At 52.0% G+C, this 21,901-nt stretch carries 21 protein-coding genes and 1 pseudogene; 11 read left to right on the top strand and 11 right to left on the bottom strand.

What is annotated here, in order from left to right; genetic code table 11:
* Positions 1-119: 119 nt before the first annotated feature.
* Both ET33_RS01735 and ET33_RS01740 read right to left on the bottom strand, forming a co-directional pair.
* Positions 120-500, bottom strand: coding sequence for a DUF1634 domain-containing protein (locus ET33_RS01735; RefSeq protein WP_051775036.1), 381 nt, complete (start codon positions 498-500; stop codon positions 120-122).
* Positions 497-1,327: a sulfite exporter TauE/SafE family protein gene (locus ET33_RS01740; RefSeq protein WP_235206624.1), complete on the bottom strand. Its 831-nt coding sequence runs from the start codon at positions 1,325-1,327 to the stop codon at positions 497-499. The genes ET33_RS01735 and ET33_RS01740 overlap by 4 nt, the downstream gene beginning before the upstream one ends.
* A gap of 144 nt (positions 1,328-1,471) precedes the next feature.
* Between ET33_RS01740 and ET33_RS01745 the strand changes: the two genes are divergently transcribed.
* The gene (locus tag ET33_RS01745) at positions 1,472-1,927 is read left to right on the top strand and encodes an Lrp/AsnC family transcriptional regulator (protein WP_036675600.1); all 456 of its coding nucleotides are present in this window, start codon (positions 1,472-1,474) and stop codon (positions 1,925-1,927) included.
* Between the two features lie 29 nt (positions 1,928-1,956).
* Here ET33_RS01745 and ET33_RS39590 read toward each other — a convergent pair whose 3' ends face one another.
* Both ET33_RS39590 and ET33_RS01755 read right to left on the bottom strand, forming a co-directional pair.
* Positions 1,957-2,301, bottom strand: coding sequence for a spore germination protein (locus ET33_RS39590; protein WP_235206615.1), 345 nt, complete (start codon positions 2,299-2,301; stop codon positions 1,957-1,959).
* Between the two features lie 366 nt (positions 2,302-2,667).
* The gene (locus ET33_RS01755; protein WP_036675603.1) at positions 2,668-4,383 is read right to left on the bottom strand and encodes an ABC transporter ATP-binding protein; all 1,716 of its coding nucleotides are present in this window, start codon (positions 4,381-4,383) and stop codon (positions 2,668-2,670) included.
* A 573-nt stretch (positions 4,384-4,956) separates the two neighbouring features.
* On the opposite strand from ET33_RS01755, the gene ET33_RS01765 reads away from it, so the two are divergent.
* Positions 4,957-6,642, top strand: a complete 1,686-nt coding sequence (locus ET33_RS01765) for an alkaline phosphatase (RefSeq protein ID WP_051775038.1) — start codon at positions 4,957-4,959, stop codon at positions 6,640-6,642.
* 7 nt (positions 6,643-6,649) lie between these two features.
* Here ET33_RS01765 and ET33_RS01770 read toward each other — a convergent pair whose 3' ends face one another.
* Positions 6,650-7,459 carry a DUF817 domain-containing protein gene (locus tag ET33_RS01770; protein ID WP_036675615.1) on the bottom strand — a complete coding sequence of 270 codons (810 nt, stop codon included), beginning with the start codon at positions 7,457-7,459 and terminating at the stop codon, positions 6,650-6,652.
* 368 nt (positions 7,460-7,827) lie between these two features.
* Here ET33_RS01770 and ET33_RS01775 point away from each other — a divergent pair, with 368 nt between their 5' ends.
* Positions 7,828-8,742, top strand: a complete 915-nt coding sequence (locus tag ET33_RS01775) for a class I SAM-dependent methyltransferase (RefSeq protein WP_036675619.1) — start codon at positions 7,828-7,830, stop codon at positions 8,740-8,742.
* A gap of 100 nt (positions 8,743-8,842) precedes the next feature.
* On the opposite strand, the gene ET33_RS01780 is transcribed toward ET33_RS01775, so the two are convergent.
* Positions 8,843-9,121, bottom strand: a complete 279-nt coding sequence (locus tag ET33_RS01780) for a DUF2277 domain-containing protein (RefSeq protein WP_036675623.1) — start codon at positions 9,119-9,121, stop codon at positions 8,843-8,845.
* Positions 9,122-9,500: 379 nt separating this feature from the next.
* Complete coding sequence (locus ET33_RS01785) at positions 9,501-9,836, bottom strand: ArsR/SmtB family transcription factor (protein ID WP_036675627.1); 336 nt, start codon at positions 9,834-9,836, stop codon at positions 9,501-9,503.
* Positions 9,837-9,985: 149 nt separating this feature from the next.
* Between ET33_RS01785 and ET33_RS01790 the strand changes: the two genes are divergently transcribed.
* The 3 genes from ET33_RS01790 to ET33_RS01800 all read left to right on the top strand — a co-directional run bounded on the left by ET33_RS01790 (position 9,986) and on the right by ET33_RS01800 (position 11,439).
* Positions 9,986-10,396 carry a VOC family protein gene (locus ET33_RS01790; protein WP_036675629.1) on the top strand — a complete coding sequence of 137 codons (411 nt, stop codon included), beginning with the start codon at positions 9,986-9,988 and terminating at the stop codon, positions 10,394-10,396.
* A 331-nt stretch (positions 10,397-10,727) separates the two neighbouring features.
* Positions 10,728-11,006 carry a hypothetical protein gene (locus ET33_RS01795; protein WP_152570576.1) on the top strand — a complete coding sequence of 93 codons (279 nt, stop codon included), beginning with the start codon at positions 10,728-10,730 and terminating at the stop codon, positions 11,004-11,006.
* 145 nt (positions 11,007-11,151) lie between these two features.
* Positions 11,152-11,439, top strand: a complete 288-nt coding sequence (locus tag ET33_RS01800; RefSeq protein ID WP_036675632.1) for a hypothetical protein — start codon at positions 11,152-11,154, stop codon at positions 11,437-11,439.
* 93 nt (positions 11,440-11,532) lie between these two features.
* Here ET33_RS01800 and ET33_RS01805 read toward each other — a convergent pair whose 3' ends face one another.
* The gene (locus ET33_RS01805; RefSeq protein WP_036675635.1) at positions 11,533-12,165 is read right to left on the bottom strand and encodes an HXXEE domain-containing protein; all 633 of its coding nucleotides are present in this window, start codon (positions 12,163-12,165) and stop codon (positions 11,533-11,535) included.
* Positions 12,166-12,186: 21 nt separating this feature from the next.
* Positions 12,187-12,771 (bottom strand): TetR/AcrR family transcriptional regulator, encoded by a 585-nt coding sequence (locus ET33_RS01810; RefSeq protein ID WP_036675638.1) that lies wholly within the window; start codon positions 12,769-12,771, stop codon positions 12,187-12,189.
* Between the two features lie 232 nt (positions 12,772-13,003).
* On the opposite strand from ET33_RS01810, the gene ET33_RS01815 reads away from it, so the two are divergent.
* The 3 genes from ET33_RS01815 to ET33_RS01825 all read left to right on the top strand — a co-directional run bounded on the left by ET33_RS01815 (position 13,004) and on the right by ET33_RS01825 (position 16,836).
* Positions 13,004-14,521 carry a M36 family metallopeptidase gene (locus tag ET33_RS01815; protein ID WP_036675640.1) on the top strand — a complete coding sequence of 506 codons (1,518 nt, stop codon included), beginning with the start codon at positions 13,004-13,006 and terminating at the stop codon, positions 14,519-14,521.
* A 240-nt stretch (positions 14,522-14,761) separates the two neighbouring features.
* A complete protein-coding gene (locus tag ET33_RS01820) occupies positions 14,762-15,436 on the top strand; it encodes an ArsR/SmtB family transcription factor (protein WP_036675643.1) in 675 nt (224 codons plus the stop codon).
* An 83-nt stretch (positions 15,437-15,519) separates the two neighbouring features.
* A complete protein-coding gene (locus ET33_RS01825; protein WP_036675645.1) occupies positions 15,520-16,836 on the top strand; it encodes an MFS transporter in 1,317 nt (438 codons plus the stop codon).
* A gap of 72 nt (positions 16,837-16,908) precedes the next feature.
* Here ET33_RS01825 and ET33_RS01830 read toward each other — a convergent pair whose 3' ends face one another.
* On the bottom strand, positions 16,909-19,779 hold the full coding sequence (locus ET33_RS01830) for an endo-beta-N-acetylglucosaminidase (RefSeq protein WP_235206616.1): 2,871 nt from the start codon (positions 19,777-19,779) through the stop codon (positions 16,909-16,911).
* 366 nt (positions 19,780-20,145) lie between these two features.
* On the opposite strand from ET33_RS01830, the gene ET33_RS01835 reads away from it, so the two are divergent.
* Together ET33_RS01835 and ET33_RS01840 are read left to right on the top strand one after the other, a co-directional pair.
* A complete protein-coding gene (locus ET33_RS01835; RefSeq protein ID WP_025850439.1) occupies positions 20,146-20,427 on the top strand; it encodes an ArsR/SmtB family transcription factor in 282 nt (93 codons plus the stop codon).
* A gap of 71 nt (positions 20,428-20,498) precedes the next feature.
* Complete coding sequence (locus tag ET33_RS01840; protein ID WP_036675654.1) at positions 20,499-21,689, top strand: MFS transporter; 1,191 nt, start codon at positions 20,499-20,501, stop codon at positions 21,687-21,689.
* A gap of 57 nt (positions 21,690-21,746) precedes the next feature.
* Here the strand turns inward: ET33_RS01840 and ET33_RS37170 are convergent.
* Positions 21,747-21,893: pseudogene (locus ET33_RS37170) on the bottom strand (SDR family oxidoreductase); the annotation flags it as partial.
* Positions 21,894-21,901 lie beyond the last annotated feature (8 nt).

Below are 21,901 nucleotides of genomic sequence, written 5' to 3' on the forward strand. Positions count from 1 at the left end.
TTGCACAATCATTCCGCCATAAAACCCTGCACTATAAAGACGATCACCATGGCAAAAAGTAGCAAGGTGCATTCCCAAGCCTTCAGAATAGCCCGGGGAGAATCGAAGCCGTCACGCGCTTAAGCCTTGCCGAGTAAAAAACTGACGATCAGAATGAGAAAAACAAGCAGGCTGATGCCCGCGTATAAATAATCTTTTTCCTTCAAGAAGACGAGGATCGAAACCCCTACGCGAAATACCGGCGTCAGGATTAACATTAGTAGCCCCGTCAAAATCACGGCGTATGGTTTAAGCTGCAGCAGGCCTTGCCCGATTTCCGGCAGACGGGCCGGAAATGTCCGCCCCGGATATCCGCTGTCTCCCAGAATCAGGAAGAGTGCCAGCCCCAATAAAATGACGGCCGCGCTGAGAAGCACTCCCGCCCGCAAATATTGGCTGATCCTAAGCTCAACGACAGCGATCGAACGGCCGCTCTCTTTACGCCCATCCCCTTGGCTCATACGATAACCCCCGTTCCTTGCAGGATCATTTGTACGGCAACGTACGTCAGCACGGGAATGAACCATTTGCGAATCGTCGTGCTTTTCATCCGCTGCATGATTCTGGCCCCGGCCGTCGCTCCGATCAATACGCCCAAAGCGACGGGAGCGGCTATCCCCGGATCGATGTCCCCCCTGAACAAATACACGCCCGCGCTGGCCGCCCCGGTCACGCCCATCATAAAATTGCTCGTCGCGCTGGATACCTTGAGCGGAAGCTTCATAAACACGTCCATCGCCATCACCTTGAAGCTGCCGCTGCCGATCCCAAGCAAGCCGGATACGACGCCGGCGCCGTACATGACTCCGAAGCCGCCGTACACATTGTCGACGTGATAGGAGACGTTTTCGTTCAACGCCTTGTCATAGTACGTGCCTTGCAATTTGAGCTTCCGGGCTACCGGATGCAGCGGGACGTCTTGGGGCAGCTCGCTCTTCCCTTTCTTCAGCATCGCCAATGCGGAATACAGCAGCAGCAGCCCGAAAATGACATACAGGATCGCAGGTGACATCAGGCCGCCCAGGAAAGCTCCCGTAATCGCCCCGATCGTCGTCGCGATCTCCAAAAACATGCCGACTCTGACATTGGTGATCCGGTCTTTGATGTAAGCAATCGCCGCTCCGCTCGAAGTCGCGATAACGGATATGATGCTTGCACCGATGGCAAGCCGGATGTCTACGCCGAACAGAAGCGTCAGCGCCGGCGTCACGACGATGCCTCCTCCAAGCCCGAGGACGGAACCGACAATGCCCGCCAAGATGGAAATCAATAAAATTTCCGCTGCCATGATAGTCAAAATCTCCCACTCCCTTCGTGTTACCCGCATACATATGTATACTACATAATTTACTTTCGATCAATATATGTACATGTTAACTTTACATTGTATATGATATAATGAGCATAAAGTTTCCGCGAAAGGTTGAAGCGAATGCAATTTAAACATTTGGACGAGATCGACACGCAGATTCTGAAGCATTTATCCGAAAACGGGCGGCTGAGCAACGCAGAATTGGGCCGCCTTGTCAACCTGACCCGCGCGGCCGTCCGCGACCGGATCAATCAATTGGTCAGCAACGGCATTATCGACCGGTTCACAATTACCGTGAATCCGCTCAAAGCGGGCAAAATGCTGTCGATGTATTTTGACATCGAAGTCACGTGGGAAAGCATGCAGCAGGTGATCGGTGAATTGAAGGCAGACGAGGAAATCACGAACGTGTACCAGATGAGCGGCTCGCCTCATTTGCATGTCCACGCTCTGCTGGACGATCCGGAGCATGCCGAGCAGTACATGAAGAAGCTTCAGTCGATTCGGGGGATCACTTCGGTTCACAGCGAGATTGTCATCGCTCGCCATAAGGAGCGGGGCGGGTTATTAATTTAAGAGGACGGCGGCTTGGCCTGTCGGGGCGCTTATAGGCCTGCCCGGTCGAGCAGCCAGCCAAGCCACCGGAGCGGATTGATTTTGTGATGGACAAAAATGCTTATCCATACGATACAGCCAAAGCAGGACAAGGTGACGAACAGTCCGATTTCCTTTAGCGATTTATGGCTGCGCAGCATCATGGCAAGGTCGGCGCCGGGCGTCGCGAGGAAACTGCAAAGGCTGAAACGCAGAGCGGCCGTACGGATTCTTTTGCGGATCAAGCCGCCATTCGTGGCAATGTCCTCGATAAACGCTTCGTGCGGTCCCTGCACCATCGTTTCCGTCTTGGGCTCGATCACAGCACGCTGGTAAAATTTCGCCGTATCGAGCACGAGCACATGCTCCGATTCCGGAATGACGAGCAGGCACTTTCCTTCCAGAAGACTTATAGGTGCCTTCCAGGTTGGGGCCGAAGGTAAACGATTGATGAAAGAGGTCCGGCGGATTTCCAACCGTATGAATCAGCAGATCGACGAAAGATCGGGCGTCGCTTTTGTCAAGTTGAGGGTTATCGATTGGCGGTTTGGTCCCTTCGATCATACGAAACCTCCAGCTTTTCGTTATGCTTCATTTATTTTCAATCGATGGAGGAGTAATACTAGAAGTCCAAAAGAAAAAACACCGCCGAAAGGCAGTGTTTGCGTGAAAAAGCGTCTCCCGGACAATTCGCGGTCTCCGGTCCGCGAGACGCCGGTTCATCAGGTGCCGAACTGCGCCCGGTGCAATCGGCTGTACATGCCGCCGGCAGCCACCAGCTCCTGATGCTTCCCTTGCTCGGTAATGCCGTTTTCCGTAACGACGACGATGCGGTCGGCATTTTTGATCGTAGCCAGACGGTGCGCAATCACGAGCGTCGTACGCCCTTTCGACAGCTCGGCTAGCGATTGCTGGATCACAGCCTCCGTCTCCGTATCCAGCGCCGACGTCGCTTCGTCCAAAATAAGAATCGGCGGGTTCTTCAGAAACATCCGGGCGATCGAGAGCCGCTGCTTCTGTCCTCCCGACAGCTTGACGCCCCGTTCTCCGATGACCGTGTTCAGCCCTTCGGGCTGCGACCGTATGAACTCTTCGAGCCGCGCGCGCCGGGCCGCCTCCCAGATTTCTTCCTCGGACGCTCCCAGCTTGCCGTACAAGATGTTCTCGCGAATCGTCCCCGAGAACAGGAACACATCCTGCTGCACGATGCCGATCTGTTTTCGGAGAGAGCTCAGCTTCATTTTCCGGATATCGGTGCCGTCGATGGAGATGGTGCCTGTTTCCGCCTCATAGAAGCGCGGCAGCAGGCTGCACAAGGTTGTTTTTCCCGCGCCGGACGGACCGACGAAGGCGATCGTCTCCCCCTTGCGGATGGTCAGATCGATGTTATTCAATACACGTGAGCCACTATCGTAACCGAAGGAAACGTTGTCAAAGCGGATTTCCCGCTGCAGCTCGCCGATCTCCACCGCATTCGGGGCATCGGCGACGTCCGGTTCGGTCTCCAACAGCTCGACATAGCGTTTGAACCCGGCAAATCCTTGCGGATAACTCTCGATAATGGCATTAATCTTCTCGATCGGCCGGAAAAACACGTTCGCCAGCAGCAGGAAGCCGATAAATTGGCCGTAGGTCAGCTCGCCGCGGATAACGAACCAGGTGCCGCAGACCATGACGAACAGCGTAACGAAACGCATCATCATGTAGCTGATGGAACCGTTCTTGGCGATCAGCTTATAAGAGATCAATTTGCTCAAGCGGAAACGGCTGTTGTTTACAGCGAACTGCGCCTTTTCATGCTCTTCGTTCGAAAACGCTTGGACGACACGGATGCCGCCCACATTGTCTTCCACCCGCGCATTGAAATCGCCGATGTCAGTGAATAATTGGTCCACCGCTTTCGTCATCTTGCCGTTGAAATAAACGACGAGCCAGATGATTGCGGGAACGACGATAAACGTAAGGATCGCTAGCTTCCAGTTGATGAATAGCATCAACGTGAACGACCCGGCGAGGGTCATCACCGCAATGAACAGATCCTCCGGACCGTGATGGGCCATCTCGCCGATCTGCATCATATCGTTGGTGAGTCTGGACATGAGATGTCCGGTTTTCGTATTGTCAAAAAAACGGAACGATAATTTCTGAAGATGGTCGAACAACTTCTTGCGCATATCCGTTTCGATATTAATGCCGAGCATATGTCCCCAATAATTCACGATATAAAGCAAAAAGGTATTCAGCATATAAAGGGCCAGCAGACCGACCGATGCCCATACGATCAGCTCCCATTCCCCCCGGGGCAACAAATCGTCGACAAACCGGTTGACGACAAGCGGAAAAGCAAGCTCCATCAGACCGGCGAAAACCGCGCAGCCGAAATCGAGCAGAAACAAGCCTTTATAAGGCCGGTAATAAGAAAAAAAACGGCGGATCATCGCGAGCCCCAACTCCTTTCATCACATGCTTATCGGAGAATCCGCAGGGTTACCGGGCCTTTCCGCCCTCCCCGCTCATCCAGGCGGCCAGCTTCTCCGTTTGGGACAACGTCGCAATCGGGTCAACGTCTCACGATTTGTCCCGCTTCCAAATATATACGCGGTCCTTCTTCACCGCATCCAGCGTTGCCCAGATCGAATCGGTTTTGCAGCGAACTGCGCTTGAAATGGATCACTCCTCTCTAACATCGCCACCAGCCGGCCGAATATCCAGACACATGCCTTTACCGCCATGAAGCGCAGCTTGATTCCATCGTACAATTTGGTCATTCCATTGCAGCTGCCCCAAGGGTCCATGCTCAAACTAAAGATCATTGTAAATGATAATCATTCTCATAGTCAATCCTTTCCAAGACATTGGAAACCGCTGCTAAGCGCGCGCATCCCCTTTTGACTTTGATCGTGAGCCTGCAGATCGGCTTTCATCTTTTTTCATCATTATTTTTTATAAATAACATAATTAACCTCATACTATTATTTGTTGGGATATGGCAATACCGGTGGGAGGAACAGATGATGATGAAGAAAGCCGCAAGTCTTTTTATTGCATCCTTTATATTGTGCAGCCCGATCCAGGCTTCACTGCATATTGAGAATAAGGCGGCAAAGCCGCTGTCCAAAAACCTGATCGTGCTGATCGGAGACGGGATGGGCCCTGCTCAGGTCACGGCCGCGCGGCTTTACTCCAAAACCGTTTCGGGAACGGAAAGCTTGCATCTGGACGATTACTACGTCGGCCAAACCAGTACGTTTTCGGAACGTATGGGAGTGGACGGCAGCATCGTATCCGGCATGATCACCGATTCCTCAGCGGCAGGAACTGCCTTGGCTACCGGCCGCAAAACATACAATTCCGCGGTCAGCGTCTCCAATGAAGAGGTGGCCATGCCATACGCCTCCGTTATTGAGGCCGCGGAAGCAAAAGGAAAAGCGACCGGAATCGTCACGACGGCAAGAATCACGCACGCAACGCCGGCCGCGTTCGCCTCCCACGTACGGAACCGCAAGAACGAAGCGGCTATCGCTTCGCAACTGCTGGAAAGCGGCGTCGATGTTTTGCTCGGCGGGGGCGCGGCTTATTTTACGGGAAAGATTCTTCCCGATTTCGAGGCCAAAGGCTACTCCGTCGTTAAAGATCGGGCCGGACTTCAAACGCTGACGGCAAAGCACGATAAAGTGCTCGGCCTGTTCAGCCGCTCGCACTTCGACTACGCCATCGACCGCGATAGCTCTTCCCCAAGTCTGGCCGCTCTGGCGGGGAAAGCCATCGAGCTGCTTTCGGCGAAGCCCGAAGGCTTCGTAATCATGATCGAAGGCGGCCGGATCGACCACGCCGCGCATGCCAACGATTTGCCGACCATGGTCAAGGAAGTGCTGGACTTCGACGCGGCCGTGAAGACGGCGATGGATTTCGCCAAGAAAGACGGCAGCACCTCCGTTGTCGTAACCGCAGACCATGAGACGGGCGGTCTGTCTCTGGGCCGCGATAATAGGTACGAGTTAAATATCGACCTCTGGAACCGGCAAAAGCAATCTTCCCAAGCGCTGAATGCAGCGCTTGAGCAAGCCCGAACGCCGGAGGAAATCCGGAAGTTCGTTCAAACGAACACGACGATTACGGATTTGAGCGACGAGGAGGCCCGTTTCATTCTGAAAGGAGACGGTACGAACTACGAGCGGGAAGGCGCTTATAACGCCGTCATCTCCAAGCGGCTGCTGGTCGGATGGTCCGGCCACGGGCATTCCGGGGTGGACGTGGGCGTCTGGGCCTACGGGCCGATTGCCGAGCTGGTGAAAGGAAAAATCGACAATACGGACATCGCCAAAGCGGGCGCGACAACGATCGGCACCGATCTCGATGCCGTAACCGCCGGGCTGCAGGCCAAGTATTGGTATCCCAAATTCAAGACGATGCCTGACCGATCGGTCGTCTATCCGGCCAAGGCGCTCGCCGCGAAGCTGGGCGCATCGGCGGACTGGGACGAGACTTCCGGCACCGTGCGGATTGCCAAGGGCGGCACAACGATCCTTGCGAACCTGAAAGACGGCAGCGTGACGCTGAACGGCCGGGCGGCGGCCTATACCGTTCATGTCGAGAAAGGTACGCTGTATTTATCCCTGGACGCATTCAACGAGCTCAGCGGGCTGAACATGACTTGGGACCCGCTTTCCGAGCGGCTGGTGCTGCAAGCTGGCTGACCCTCCTCTACCCTTTGTGCTTCATACTCGTATCGGCAGCATTCTTTTTTGGGCGAAGCTCCTTTACATGCTTCAATTGGGCAACAATAATAAAGCTGACGATGACCAGCAGAAACCAGGAGCTGAATTTGCTCCACGACACCATGCTCCAGCCGTTTTGTTGATGGGGGTAACGCCATGCCCCCAGCCAAGTTCCGATATTTTCGGCGATCCAGATAAAGAAGCCGACAAGCGTAAAACCAAGCGTGAGCGGCATCCGATACACGCTATCTCCCACCTTGAAATACAGCGTCGTGCGGAAAAACACCACAAATAACAGAGCCGCAAGCAGCCAGCGCAAATCGGGAATGAAGTGGTGGGTCATAAAATTCAAGTAGATCGCCGCCCCTAGCGTTACCGTCCAGATGGAAGAAGGCCACCGGTCCAGGCGGATATGAAGTCTGCGCCAAGCTTGACATATATAACTGGCCACACTTGCGTACATGAAGCCGCTATAGAGCGGAACGCCGCCGATTTTGGTCCAGCCCGGCTGCGGATAATCCCAAGAACCCATATGTACTTTGTACAATTCAAGCGCCAAACCGATGAGATGGAACACGCAGATGACCTTCATCTCGTCGATCGTTTCCAGCCCTGCCCGCACCATGATGATTTGCACGGCGATACAGATAACAAGCATCCAGTCGTAAGCCGGCATTCCGGGCAGCGGCGCGATTTTCAACAAGGCCAACGAGAGAAAAATGCAAGCGGGAAATACGCAGGACATCGCTTCCTCGTAGCCAAAGAGCAGCAGTTGCTTGCCCCATTTCCAACTCATGCCATTCCCCTCCATTTGTATCGTATGGCAGCGTTGCATGGATTGCCGCCTCTGCATTTATTGTAATTCGAAAAACAAGAACAAAAAGAGAAATGTGAAAATGATAAATTTCATATTTTATAATGCAAGAAGAACCTATGCCGCCTACCGGCTCAAGCGCAGTATCGGGCTGCATGCAAAAGAACCGCTGACGTTAGAACGGATTGCCAAGCGGTTCGGAATGAGTATTTCATGTGCCGGTCGAGAATATTTTTCTATTGACAAATTTGTTTATTTGTGCTATAATTTACATATAATTAAATCGTGTGTATAATAAGATTCTCCTGGCTAGGGGAATCTTATTTTTGTTTATGCTGGAGGGTAATTGTATGAAGCCGAATGAGTCCAGTTTAACTTCCTTAGTATCCGCTTTTGGTCGAGCCTATCACAGCCAAAATGACACACCCAAAATTTTCGATGATTTTCTCGCAATCGATCTCATTTCCCCAAAAGAGCTTTCGGACATCAGAGAAAATATGATTCGAGGCATTTCGTTTTTCAATCAAGATATGGCCCAAAGGTTTCAGGATGATCCGGATGAAATCTTAAAATGGATTGTACAAGTCCAGCTTTCTCCGACACCACTGGCACGTGCTGCCTATTGCGAAAAAGTATTGCTTCATGAAGTGAAGTTGGGATTAAAGCAGTATGTTATCCTCGGAGCCGGGTTAGATACGTTTTGCTTCCGCCATCCGGAATTGAAACATAGCTTGGAAATATTTGAAGTTGACCATCCGGCTACCCAGGAATGGAAAAAGCAAAGGTTGGAGCATGCCAAATTTGACATTCCGCGTCATCTTCATTTTGTTCCTATGGACTTCACCCGTCAGTTTGCTTACCAGAATCTATTAGATGAAGGGTTTGAACACCACAAAACGTTCTTTAGCCTGTTAGGTGTTTCTTATTATTTAACGAAAGAAGAGATTTCAAGCTTGATCCATCATTTATTTGTCAAAGTCCCGGCAGGCAGTTCTATCGTTTTGGATTACGCGGATGAAAACCTGTTTACAGAAAAAGGGATGTCGAATCGCGTTGAAAATATGGTGAAAATGGCCGCGGCAAGCGGAGAACCCATGAAATCGTGCTTCTCTTATGACGAAATCGAGAAACTGTTGGAACAATCGGGCTTGCTCATCTATGAACATTTATCGCCGACTGCGATCCATGACCTTTACTTTCGTCATCGGACGGATTATTTGTCTGCATTCGAAACGATTCATTATATCCATGCTATAAAAAAATAATATTGCCGTTAACAACAAAATTGCCTCTCAATCTGCCGCCAAGCCAAGGATTGAGAGGCTTTTTATTTTATCCCCGCTTCTCCCGCTCGACCACGGGGTCTTACTTCTCCCCAGCACCGAACCGTTTCGCCGATCGAATGCGGGCGCGTTCGATTTCCACCTCGCGGTTGCGGGGCTCGGCCTGGGTAACCAGCGAGTCCAGCAGCTTCCGCGCAGCCGCGGTGACCTCCTCGATAGCCAGATGAAACGCTTCCTCGTTCGCCTTCGAAGGCTTGTTGAAGCCGGACAGCTTCCTCACGAATTGAAGCGAGGCGGCTTGAATCTCATCCTCGGTTGCAGGAGGATCGAAGTTGAACAGCGTCTTAATATTTCGGCACATAGCTTTTCTCCTTTGGACATCTTTTTGTGGTCATCTTACTATAACTCTTCTCCAAGTGCCAGCTATCTCCCGCCTGAAATAGCAATCCGGAAGAAACCGCGGCACGGACTTAGCTGGTGATGGCCTAGCGCTAGTGCTTGTTTTTCTCGCCTTGGTCATCGCTTCGTGGTCACTTCGCCCGCCCAGCCGGAAGCTCAAGTCTCACTGAGCTCATGACAACATCATTGTTGTGAAAAAACCTCCCAAAAATGTGGGAGGTTCTTAGCAGTTATTCCTATTACGCATGTTGAACCTCACTTCCCACAGATGACCGTCGACGAAATGACGACCCTCCTCTCCTACGGTTTGCCATCAGCGCACGCTGCCATGCGCAGCGCGGCTACGGTTTGTCGTCATGCTTCTGTTCTAACTTTTGCAGTTCCAGCAAATATTCGTCCAACCGGTCGAACCTTTCCTCCCAAATGCGGCGGAATGACGAGAGCCACGCATCCAGCTCCATTAGCGGTTGGGGCCGCAGCTTGTATATCCGGCGGTTAGCGACCGGCTGCATCTCGACAAGTCCGGCTTCGCTAAGGACGCGGAGATGCTTGGAGGCTTGCGGCTGATGGAGCCCGAGCCGATCGGCGATTTCTCCTACGGTGAGCGGGCCGTCACGCAGGAGCTCGACGATATGTAGACGGTTGGGCTCCGCAAGAGCACTCAAGATCGAATTCATGAATTAAATGTATCCGAATTGGAATATTCCTGTCAAGGTATATTCAAGAGGCTTCTTTGGAATCCTTTAATTTTAGAGGATTGATCCGGATGCTTTACGTCAATACTTCTGATGGGAACAAACATATTAAATAAAGGGGTTGGGTTAAGATGGGAAACGCGAAGCAAAAAATCACCACATTCTTCATGTTCGAAGGCAAAGCTGAAGAGGCCATGAACTTCTACATCACTTTATTTGACCGATCGGAAATCATCAGCATGCGGCATTACGGACCGAACGAAGCCGGTACCGAAGGAACCGTGGTGCAAGCTTTATTTTCATTGAACGGACAGGTGTTTATGTGCATCGACAGCAGTGTGAAGCACGGTTTTACGTTTACTCCTTCCATGTCGTTATATGTAACATGCGATACGGAAGCAGAGATCGAGCGGGTGTTCGGGAGACTGTCCGACGGGGGATTCGTTTTAATGCCGCTGGGAGCTTACCCGTTCAGCGAAAAATTCGGCTGGGTACAAGATAAGTTCGGCGTCTCCTGGCAATTGAATCTTGAGAAAAAATAAGGGCAGCCGGACGGCTCCCGACCAGGGGGCTCGCGGTTTTACCGAACGTTAACAAATGTTTACGAACCAAGGACAAAAGCGCCAAGAATCGCCGCCAAGAGGCAGCGGTTTTTGGCTTTTTTGTTTCAAATGAACACTTAAACATCGACACAAAATGACGCTAAACAACATTTCACAAAAAAATATCTTGAAATTATACGGAATATAACATATTATTTTCTATATGAGCAATATATTGGGCGGGATATTAGATTTTTTGTAATATTTAACGCACACCTTTGAATTCATATTCTATGTTGCTCAAGAAAATATATTTAGGGGGAACCTCCAAGTGAACACAAATGTAAATCCCGGGGCGAACGTGAACTACGCGAATCAGCCTCAATCCGCGCCGATCCTGACGGTGAAAGATTGGCTCGTTACGCTGCTGATTTTGATCATTCCGGTCGTAAACCTTATTATGCTGTTTGTATGGGCCTTCGGCGGCGGAGCAAATCCGAGCAAATCGAATTATGCGAAAGCCGCGCTGATTTGGATGGCCATCGGATTTGTCTTGTACTTGATAGTCGGTGTTCTGTTCATAGGTCTCATTGGCAGCTCAACGAAGTAAGTTCATTCAATCAAGCGAGCCTGTGCTAAATCTCAAGAAGATTTAGTACGGGCTTTTTATTTTGCCCATTCCGAATAGGACAAAATCCGACTGCCATACGTTATATCGTAGGTCGGCTATATCCGACGAGCAGGAGGACATTCGATTGCATATCCCAAAAGCCAAGCCCAACCCCTATCCGTTCCTTGCGATATCCGCATCGGATCTCAAGAAGGCCGTTATGATTGAGCTTATCTCCGGCACCGGGATCTACGCGATCGTCCGAAAAGCGACGGCATCGGAGCTGCTCGCCATTGCAGCCAGCATGGCCGTGAGCACCGCGCTGCAAAAATGGTCGGAGCGGCATCGGGAGAAAAAGTTGCCGAATACGCGGCCAGCCAAAACCATCCCTTGGCCCAGTCCGGGGAATGCAAGGCGAACCCGCCTAACCTAACTGCTTATATCGGCAAGTTCGGTTCAATTTTTAAGGTTTTTTCAAAATAAATAAACAGGCCCGTGCGCAAAAGTCGCATGGGCTTGCTCCGCATTATATCGCCTTCGGCTTATACGGTCCTAACTGTTGGGGAGAAAACCGGTAACGGGTGTTCGGGTCCTTCATCCACATATTCCCCTTGATGATCAAAATATACACGGCGATAACAAAGTAAACGGTGCCCGCAATCCAATCCGTCGCGGTAGCCAGCCCCTGCGTCACGATATAGTGGACATACCATCCTCCCACAGGAATATGAAGAAACACGACGGCGAACAAACCGGGATTATAGAATGTTCTTCTTTTCAGATTGGCGAAAATGCCGTGCCAGATCAACTGGAAAAAGCCCATAAGCATCGGAGCGAGACCAAGCCAGATGACATTCGGATACAGCAGCGGAAGCAGGTAAAAGACGTAGGCGATGACCAAATTAATAACCATGGCCGATTGCGGATTCAGCGGATACCGATCAGGCTGTCCGCTTTTAAAAATAAGAGCATTGAACAAGCCACCGAAATAGCCCGGCCAGCGGTACTCCTCGAATTGATGCACTAGAATCGCAACAAAGCTCAGCCACAGCATCACGTTAATTTTCGGAATCCCGCTGCCGCTCACGATCAAGTAAATGCACACGGCCAGAGCTACGAGCATCCCCAGGTCCTGCCAATACTTTCTTAAGAAATTCATGGCTTCTCTCCCCTATCCTCTTCATTTGTCGTGAAAATAGCGTTCAAAGAACCAATCGATCTGCTCCCCGATCGGCAGCATTTTCACTCCAGCCCCCGATTCGAGAATGGGCTTCATTAGGGCAGGTAGGAAAATCGCGCCGAACAGCTGAGTGATCATCATCATGAGTTGGTCCGGACGGTCCTCCTGCGTGATCTGCTGTAAAACAGCTTGAATTTTATGAAATCCCATCTCACGAAGGAACTCACCGTATTCGACTTGGGATGCGAACATGGCGGTTCCGGTGGTGATGATTCGGGAGACGAGCTCCGGATACTGCTGAATGACCTGAACGTAAAGCGTCAGAAAGGTTTTTAGCCTCTCTTTCGGCGGCAAGGCAGAGTCGTCCAACACATCGAACGTCCCGCGAAAGCCAAGCAGCATAATTTTAATCGCTTCGCTGATTAATTTTTCTTTGGAGCCGAAATAGTAATTGATCAGCGCAAGATTGGTGTCCGAGTGGGCAGCGATTTTTCTTATCGTGACGCTCTCAAAGCCTTCCTTCTTGATCATGTCCAAGGTCGCTTGCAAAATTTTGTCTTTGGTTTCCATTTGATCCGGCGGCATAGGCGCCCCTCCTATTCAGAAACGGCGAATTTTGTTAATCATTGTTTTAAACAACGTTTTAATCATTGTTTAAATTGATTCTATCATCCTTTTTATTCCAATGCAATGGGTCAAACGCTGCCGTCTGTGTCTAAGCCATGACATAACCCAAGCTATTTATGACTGTCATATATTACAAATTAAGTAATACAATGAATTTCGTAACGTATTCCATCCTGTTGGAGGTGTTTTTATGTTCAAGCGTCACAAGCTTTGGAGTACGGTGGCTGCCGCAATCGTACTCACCCTGGCGGTTCCTACGGCTATGGCGGAAACGGAAGCCCCGATCAGCGCCGAGCAGAAGCAGTCCGCCGATGCCAAAGCTGCTGCAGACCGGTATCTGAAGGAGCACGCCAAGCAGTATCAGCTCAAGGCCGATTTGTCCGACTTAAAGTATGTCACCACGATTCAAACCGACGCAGGCCAATATGTCCGTTATCAGCAAATCGTGAACAACGCCCCGGTGTTTAACCGGCAGGTAACCGTCACCTTGGACCGTTCTTTCCACAATCCTTTGGTCATCTCCGGTTACGAGCCCTTCACCACGGTTCAGCAGGTATCGCAGCTGCTCCCGCCCGGCGATTTGAAGGCCAAAGCGCTCCAGTTCGTCGAAGACCAGGCCCAGGGAGAATGGGCGCCATCCTCCGAGGAGTTCGGCTATACGATCCAGAAGGGCGTCGCTACGCCTACCTACCGTGTCGTCGTCCACAGCAAGGCCCCGTACGGCGCATGGGAAACCTACATCCATGCAGGCAGCGGTGAGCTGCTGCGCAAACGGAATTTGAACCAGCGCGTGAACGGCACCGGCAAAGTTTTTCTCCCCAACCCCGTTGAATCGCAAGGCTCCGTCGGCAACCTCAAAGATAACAACGACCAGGATTCCCCCGAATTGACCAAGCAGCTGAAATCCGTTACCCTCCTTGGCTTGGACGGCTCCGGTTACCTGCGCGGGCAATACGTTTACATTATTTCCGCCGCCAAGACGTATTCGGCCTCCAACCAATTCAACTATACCCGTTCCAACGACAGCTTCGAGGATGTCATGGCCTATTACCACATCGATACGCTGCAGCGGTATTTGCAGCAGCTTGGCTTCAAGAATGTCAACAACCGTGCCATCAAAGTAAACGTTAACGCATCTCCGGACGACAACTCGTACTATCAGCCGTCGACAGGCGAATTAACCTTCGGTACCGGCGGGGTAGACGATGCGGAAGACGCCGGCGTCATCGCCCACGAATACGGCCATGCGATTCAAGATAATCAGGTGCCGGGCTTCGGCGATTCCCATGAAGGCGGCTCGATGGGCGAAGGCTTCGGCGATTTTCTCGGCGCGACTTATGAAGACGCTACCTCATCCACCAGCTTCGGCAAAGCGTGCGTAGCCGAATGGGACGCCACGTCTTATTCCAGCAGCAATCCGCCTTGCCTGCGGCGCCTGGACGTAAACAAAGTGTATCCGCGCGACCTTCAAAATGAAGTGCACGCAGACGGCGAAATTTGGTCCCAAGGATTGTACGATATGGCACAAACCTTCGGGCGCGACGTCGCCACCAAAATCATCATCCAATCCCACTTCTCTCTCACGCCGACAGCCACCTTCAAGGACGGCGCCAAAGCGATCAAACAAGCCGATCTCCAGCTTTACGGCGGCCAGCATGCCCCAGATATCGACCGGATCTGGAAAGCCCGCGGCATTCCCACCAGCTAGCCAATAGCCGAAAAAGCAAGAGCCTGCAGTCCGCCGTACACGGCGGGTTGCAGGCTTTTTTTCTTGCATTGAAAGCACGCTGTCAACGATCCCGGACCCCTGCGCCAAAGTAAGTAAAGTGTGAATAGAATGATGCCAATTTGGAGCATGAAAACAAAGTCTTGACTCTACAAGACTGTTCCCTTACATTATAACTATTCAATAATTTAATTGAATAATTGAGGTGTTATTACGGTGAGCATGGAACGAATATGGAAAGATCAGTTGTATCAAGAATTTGCTCGTATTGGTAAGTGTTTATCCAGTCCCAAACGCCTAGAATTGCTTGACTTGCTTTCCCAAGGTCCCAAATCTGTGGATCAACTCGTTAAAATAACCGGGATGAGTGTTGCAAATGTATCTCAACACCTACAAACGTTGCATGAATCGAGACTGGTTCGTTCCCATAGACAAGGGAACTTTGTTATTTATGAAATTGCCGGACTTTCTGTAGCGGATTTCATGGTGTCCTTACATCGTCTCAGTGAAAAGCAATTAGTGGAGGTTCAGAAGCTTAAAACCGAAATATTGCAAAATCATATGAGTATGGAGCCTATCGGTTTAAAAGAGCTCCTCGAGCGGATGGAGAGAGGAGAAGTTGTATTAGTAGATGTTCGACCGCAAGATGAGTATGAAACGGGCCATATTCCAGGCGCGATATCTATACCTATGGAAGACCTGGAGAAACACCTGGCGTCCTTACCAACGGATAAGGAAATAGTAGCTTATTGCAGAGGACCCTATTGTCTCATGTCCGCCCAAGCGGTTGAAATTTTAAAAAACAAGGGAATCCAAGCATCTCGTTTGGAAGAAGGGGTAATCGAATGGAAACGCTACATGGAACAATCAACTAGGTCAACCAAGGGGCTCATGTAGAATACCGACCTCGCGGAAAGAAGCGACAAAGTGCTGACTTTTTTAGAGGAGTCAATAATCAATGAGAAAGGTGGTTCTAAGCGATGACGCATGAACCCCAAATCAAAGACAGCTTGCTTCGCGAATACATAGATTCCCCGGATTTGCGAAGCAAGCTGTATAAACGTTCCCTCCTCATCGTAGTCCTTTCCCAAATTTTTGGAGGTGCAGGGCTTGCCGCCGGTGTAACCGTCGGAGCGCTCCTGGCACAAGAGATGTTGGGAATGGAAAGCTTGGCGGGGGTTCCTTCTGCCTTGATTACCCTTGGTTCTGCTGCGGCCGCCTTATTGGTAGGGCGACTATCAGAGCATTACGGACGCAGGCTTGGGCTTGCAGGAGGATTCTTTGCCGGGGGTCTTGGCGCACTAGGAGTAATATTAGCTGCAGTAAATCATAGTGTACTGCTTCTGTTCATATCGCTGCTTATTTACGGTGCAGGAACCTCAACAAACTTACAAGCCCGTTACGCCGGAACAGACTTAGCTATGCCTAATCAGCGGGCAAAAGCGATTAGCATTGCTATGGTTTCGACCACCTTAGGTGCAGTTGCAGGTCCAAATATGGTAGATGTTACAGGTCATTTTGCAACTTCCATTGGGATTCCAGCGCTTGCGGGTCCGTTTATCCTAGCTGCTGCAGCTTTTATTCTTGCAGGAATTGTCTTTCTTATTTTCCTGCGTCCTGATCCCTACGTCGTTGCAAAGGCTGTGTTTAAGTCGCAGCAATCCATGGGACAGAGTCAAGGAGCCGATGAGGGTAAAAGAGTTTCTAAAAGCAGCAACAGCGGCTTGATCGTCGGAGCAACCGTCATGATTTTAACCCAAATCGTTATGGTTGCCATCATGACAATGACACCAATCCACATGAAACATCACGGCCATAGCTTGGGAGATGTAGGACTAGTCATCGGAATTCATATCGGCTCGATGTATTTCCCTTCGCTCATTACCGGCGTTCTGGTAGATAAAATCGGTCGTACAGCCATGTCGATTGCCTCGGGAGGTGTTCTATTGCTTGCAGGGATTATAGCGGCAGTAGCTCCACCGGATTCTATCTTGGTACTCATTATTGCTCTATCGTTGCTTGGAATCGGTTGGAACTTTGGCTTAATCAGTGGAACAGCCATCATTATAGATTCAACTGATCCAACAACGCGTGCAAAAACTCAAGGAACGATTGATGTCTTGATTGCACTTGCCGGGGCCTCAGGTGGTGCGCTATCCGGTATGGTTGTAGCCCATTCAAGCTATGCGACCTTGTCGCTTGTTGGCGGAGGAATTGCCCTTTTGCTAATCCCTGTGGTTATATGGTCTCGAAGTAAATCAAATATAAGCGGAGAAAATGCTTCATTGAATTCCTAAAACTGATTCCGCCCCGCCAAAAAGGCCCCTCGTCGCATAGGACGAGAGGCCTTATCGTATTGCACGCTTGAACTATTGGAACTGGAACCAGTCTATATCTGCGATGCCGTTATCGCGGACGCTCCACTTCGTATAGTTTGGATTCTTAAAAGTCACATGAACGGTCTGCTTGCCAGTAACGGGCTTTTTCAGATCGACGGTATAGTTCTTGTTGAACGGCGCCAGCTGCTTCGCGTCCACAGGCAGCGCCACATCTGCGATGAGCTCGCCCTGCGGGCCGCCCAAGCGCACTTCCACCCGGGTGTCCTTCGCAAGAACAGCCGCCCGAACCGTCAGCTTCGACGCTGCTTTTGCCCCAAAATCGACATCCTTAAACGACAGCCAATCGGCAAAATTCAAGTCGCGTACGTTCACATAAGTGCCCGGCACGAACAAGCCGTTGGATTGATCATATTTTTCCGCCTGCAGGACGACGCCGTTCTGAGGAGTTTCCGGCGCTACGACCTTGACGCGGATTTCCGTCTTCACGCCCGGCTGGCCGTTGACCGGACCCGTCTGCGCCGTCAGTACCGCATCGCCCGGGCCCATCGCGGTCACTTTGCCCCGCGCATCCACTTTGGCGACAGCCTCGTTATTCGATGTCCAGGTGACGTTTACATTTGCTGCCGTGGAAGGCATGACGCGGATATTGACATAGTTCGTCCATCCGGTTTCCATCGTCAGCTTGTTGTCCTGCAGGTGCATCGCATGAATGGAAGCTGCGGCAACCGGACCTTTGTTGAACTGAACCTTATCCCCAGTTCCCCATTTCCAAGTAAGCGCCTTCGGCTCGCTCGCCGATCCGTCTTTGCCGACGGCGTACAGCTCCAGCTTCACATCATTCTCGCCGAGACGAGGAAGCGACTTGATGTAATACACTTCGTCGTAAATCCGTCCGACCCATTCGCGCTTGCCGTTTGCCACGCGCATAAGGTCGTAATACCAAACATCCTGCTGCTTCGCGTTGAAGTCCCACTTCACGAACATCGCGGCTTGATTGTCGTCGAACATCGCCTTCTCGACCCGAAAGCCCGTCGGAGCGGCAGGCGCCTGCGGTTTCTTGCCGTCCGTCAGCTTCAACTCGCCGATGTTGGCCTTAAAGGCCACATCATCCGCCGATTGCGAGCCGACACGCAGACCGATCGCGGCGATGGTGCGTCCCTCGAACGGCTTCAGCTTGGCCGTAGCCGTGGTCCAATCGTCGCTCGGTCCGGCTTTCAAATCGACGGCGGCCGGATGCTGCGGGTCGTCCTTGAACGTAAGCAGCGCCTGAATGTCCGCCGCCTTCTTCAGATGCCCTTGCGCCTGGCCGTTGCCCTTCTTGTCCGGCAGCTGGACGTCCGACTTGTACGTCAGCGACAGCTCCACGTCTTTGGTCACCGGCAGTTCGGTCTTATACAAATGAACATCCGCAGCATGGCTCGAATTCAGCGTGCCTTCCACCTTCAAGGAAGAACCGCCGTTCCATGCCGTTTCGTAGTCGTAGCCGACCGCAAGCGGCTTGCCTGCCGACTGCGTCCACCACTGCCATGTCGGCAGGATATCCTGCGCCGCCATGTTGTTCCACTCCGTGTCGCTGGACTTCCGGCCATTCACGAAGAAGTCGAGCCCGTGCCCGTTGTTGAAGCGGGTCACGAACGGATAGGAGCCGATGACGGAGCGCTCCGGTATGTAATGGGCAATTCCCGGCCAGCTCTCATATTCGGTGCCGACCGCCCGGCCGCTCTCCACAGGGTTGCCCTTCGGCCCAGACCAATAGGCCTGCTCGCGCTTCTCGATTTCCGGCTGCATGCGGATGTCGAACGGATTCGGGCCTTTGTTCCAGACCATGTCCGTACCGAAAAGAGCTACGCTCGTCCGGGGTGTTCGGGAGGCGTCGTTTTTGAAAATCGCATCCAGCTCCAAGCCGCGGTCGAAGCGGAATTTGTCGTTCTCGATGCCGGCGAAGAGCGAGGCATACGGATCAAGACCAAGCTTGCGCGCATGGTCGGCGCTGCTCTCCAAGCCTTGCGGAGTATACGCGTAGTTCATGAAAATGCTGTCGTTCGCGCGCTTTCCGTCACGCTCGTCCAGCAGCCACGGCGAGTTTTCCCCATTGAATCCGTTTACATAGGAGACCTTACCGTCCACGGTCAAGCTATCGTACCAGCTCATATATAAGCCTTGGCTGCGCATATATTTCAGCATTTCCATCAGCAGAGCCGCATGCTCCTTGCTGATCGTCGCTTCTTGGTTGATAAAATATCCGTCGAAGCCGAAATACTTCGCCATTTCGATCATTTTATCGGCCACAGGGAATTTGCCGTCCGGCGTCTTCTCGACCAGCTCCGCGAAGTTGATGTTGCGCGGCCAGAACCAGCCGCCCAGACTGATAACCCCGTTGCGGTGGGCTGCATCGGTATAAGCCGGATTGGGCAGGTTCACCACGCCGTAATCCCGCTTGCCCTCTTCGGTCGGAGAGCCGTAAACCGGCAAGCCGTGCCAGGAAGCATAAATGTCCTGATACTGCCAATATTTCAGCACGTTGCGGCTGAAGCTGTCGTTATAGCGGTACCCCTCGAACCATTCCTCCTTATCGTAGTCGGCAGAAAGATTCATGACTTGGGCCGTGCTCGTCAATTCCGGGTGCGCCTGCGTCGGCTGGAACGCTCCAATCCGCTTCGCTAACGGAACGCGTGAGCGAAAATACTTCGCATACGGGTCGCTCTCCGGAGTCCATTCCTTAATCTGCTTGGCGTTATAGCCGTACAAATAAGGCTGCTCCGGCCCTTTCGGCGTTTCCATCGCCAGAGCCGCTTTCGGCCCTAACATCAGAGTGGACGCCATAACGGCCGTCAACCCTATTGATACCGCTTTCGTAACGGTGTGAGAGAAAGATTTTTTCCGTTTTTTACGTTCTGACATAATGCACCTCTCTTCGTTTGATCCGGCCTGGTACCATCCTAGTAATTGCTGCAGCTGCCAATCCAAGGAAAAGAAACGACTCGTCTATTCCACCCTAACACCCGTTCGCAGCAGCAGTAAAGTGGCCAAACAAAAGATTTTATGGACATATTAAATGAATGTAAGCGCTGCAATAACATTTTATACGGGCGGAGGAAATTCCCAATAAATCCGACAATTTCGTGACCAGCCCTCTTCCGTTTCCATTCCGGCACCGTCGTGCAGTCTGCTTGTCCCGTCAAATTACCTATTTACATTTACGGAGAGGTATGCTATCTTAAATTTCGATATATATAGAAATAATACACGGGCAAGGATGAGGCAACGATGGAGCACAATAACGCGGAACTACAGCAGGCTGTCAAAATATACAAAGCTCTCGGAGAACCGACCCGGCTTAAAATCGCCCTGCTGCTTACGGAAGAAAGGAATCTGTGCTGCTCGGATATCGGGAGCAAGCTCGAATGCGTTGCGGGCTCGACGCTATCCCATCATTTGAAGCAGCTGACGGATTGCGGCCTGCTTAAGCTCCGCAAGGACGGCACGTATATTTATTACAGCGTGAATCGCGAAATCGCCCAGAAGTATGCGCCGTATTTGCTGGAGTAGTTTTTTTGGTTTTATTTCTATATTTGTAGAAATATAAAAATATTGGAGTAGAGAGAGGAGTATTTACCATCATGTCAAGCACGTGGAAAATTTACATGCTGGCCGTCGTCAGTTTTCTTGTCGGCACGTCGGAGTTTATTATCGCCGGGATTTTGGATAAAGTCGCGGCGGATATCGGGGTCCCGGTGTCCGCGGCGGGTCAGCTCATTACCGTATTCTCGCTGGCCTATGCTTTTGGGACCCCTATTCTTATGGCGGCGACCGCCCGTCTGGAGCGGCGCAAGCTGCTGCTCTACTCTCTCGGCGTCTTCGTCGTCGGAAACGGGATGGCCGTGGTGCTGCCGGGATTTGAATTTCTGATCGTTTCCCGGATCATTCTTGCGCTCAGCACCGGAGTATTCGTCGTGACCGCCTTGACCGTCGCTTCCAAGCTGGCCCCGCCGGAGAGACAAGGACGCGCCATCGCGACGCTCGTCATGGGCTTCAGCACCGCCTTGATCGTCGGTGTCCCTCTCGGGAGGGTCGTCGCCTCCATTTACGACTGGAAGATAACCTTCGCCGGAATCGGCGTGCTGGGGCTGCTTGCCATCCTGGCCGTCTCCTGGACGATTCCGCAGACGGACGGCGAGGAACCGGTGCCGCTGCGCAAACAGCTCGCACTGATCAAAGAGCCAAGAATCGCCGTAGCTTTGCTTGTTACCTTCTTCTGGATTTCCGGCTATTCGATCGCTTACACGTACATTTCGCCGTTCCTGCTCACGGTGACCGGCATGAGCGAGCAAGGCGTGAGTGCGGGCTTGTTTGCCTTCGGAATCGCCAGCCTGATCGGCTCGAAGCTCGGAGGCTACGGCACCGACAAATGGGGCGTCCCTCGTACGCTAATCGGAGGCATGCTGCTTCACGCAACGTCTCTTATCCTGCTGTCGCTAGCCGCTCACTCCCCGGCAGCCGTCTTCCCGCTGCTCATGCTATGGGCCTTCTCCGCATGGTCGTCGGGTCCGACCCAACAGTACTATTTAATGACGCTTGCTCCCGAAGCGTCCGGCATTATGCTTAGCTTGAACAGCTCGGTGCTTCAGCTGGCCATGGCGGCCGGCGCAGGGATCGGCGGTGTCGTCGTACAGCAAGCCTCGCTGACCTCCATCAGCTGGATCGGAGCGGCAGGCGTCGTCGTCGCAGCATTGACGGCCGCCGCTTCCCTTGGCATCACCCGCTCCCACCGCCTGGCGGAGGAACGGAAGCTTCAGCAAGCCGGAGCTTAAAAAACGACAAGCCGGTCATAGCACGTAATGACGTGTTGGACCGGCTTGTTTTGTTGCTTACAGATGCGTACCCCCGCTGACATCGATACATTTGCCGGTAATCCACCGGCTGTCGGGAGAAGCGAGGAAAGCTGCGACGTCCGTAAGATCCTCCGACTGCCCCCATCGGTCAAAAACCGAAAGACCGGTGGCAAATTTCCGCCCAAGCCCCC

Origin of the sequence: Paenibacillus tyrphae, from assembly GCF_000722545.1 — a bacterium.
Lineage (GTDB): Bacteria > Bacillota > Bacilli > Paenibacillales > NBRC-103111 > Paenibacillus_G > Paenibacillus_G tyrfis.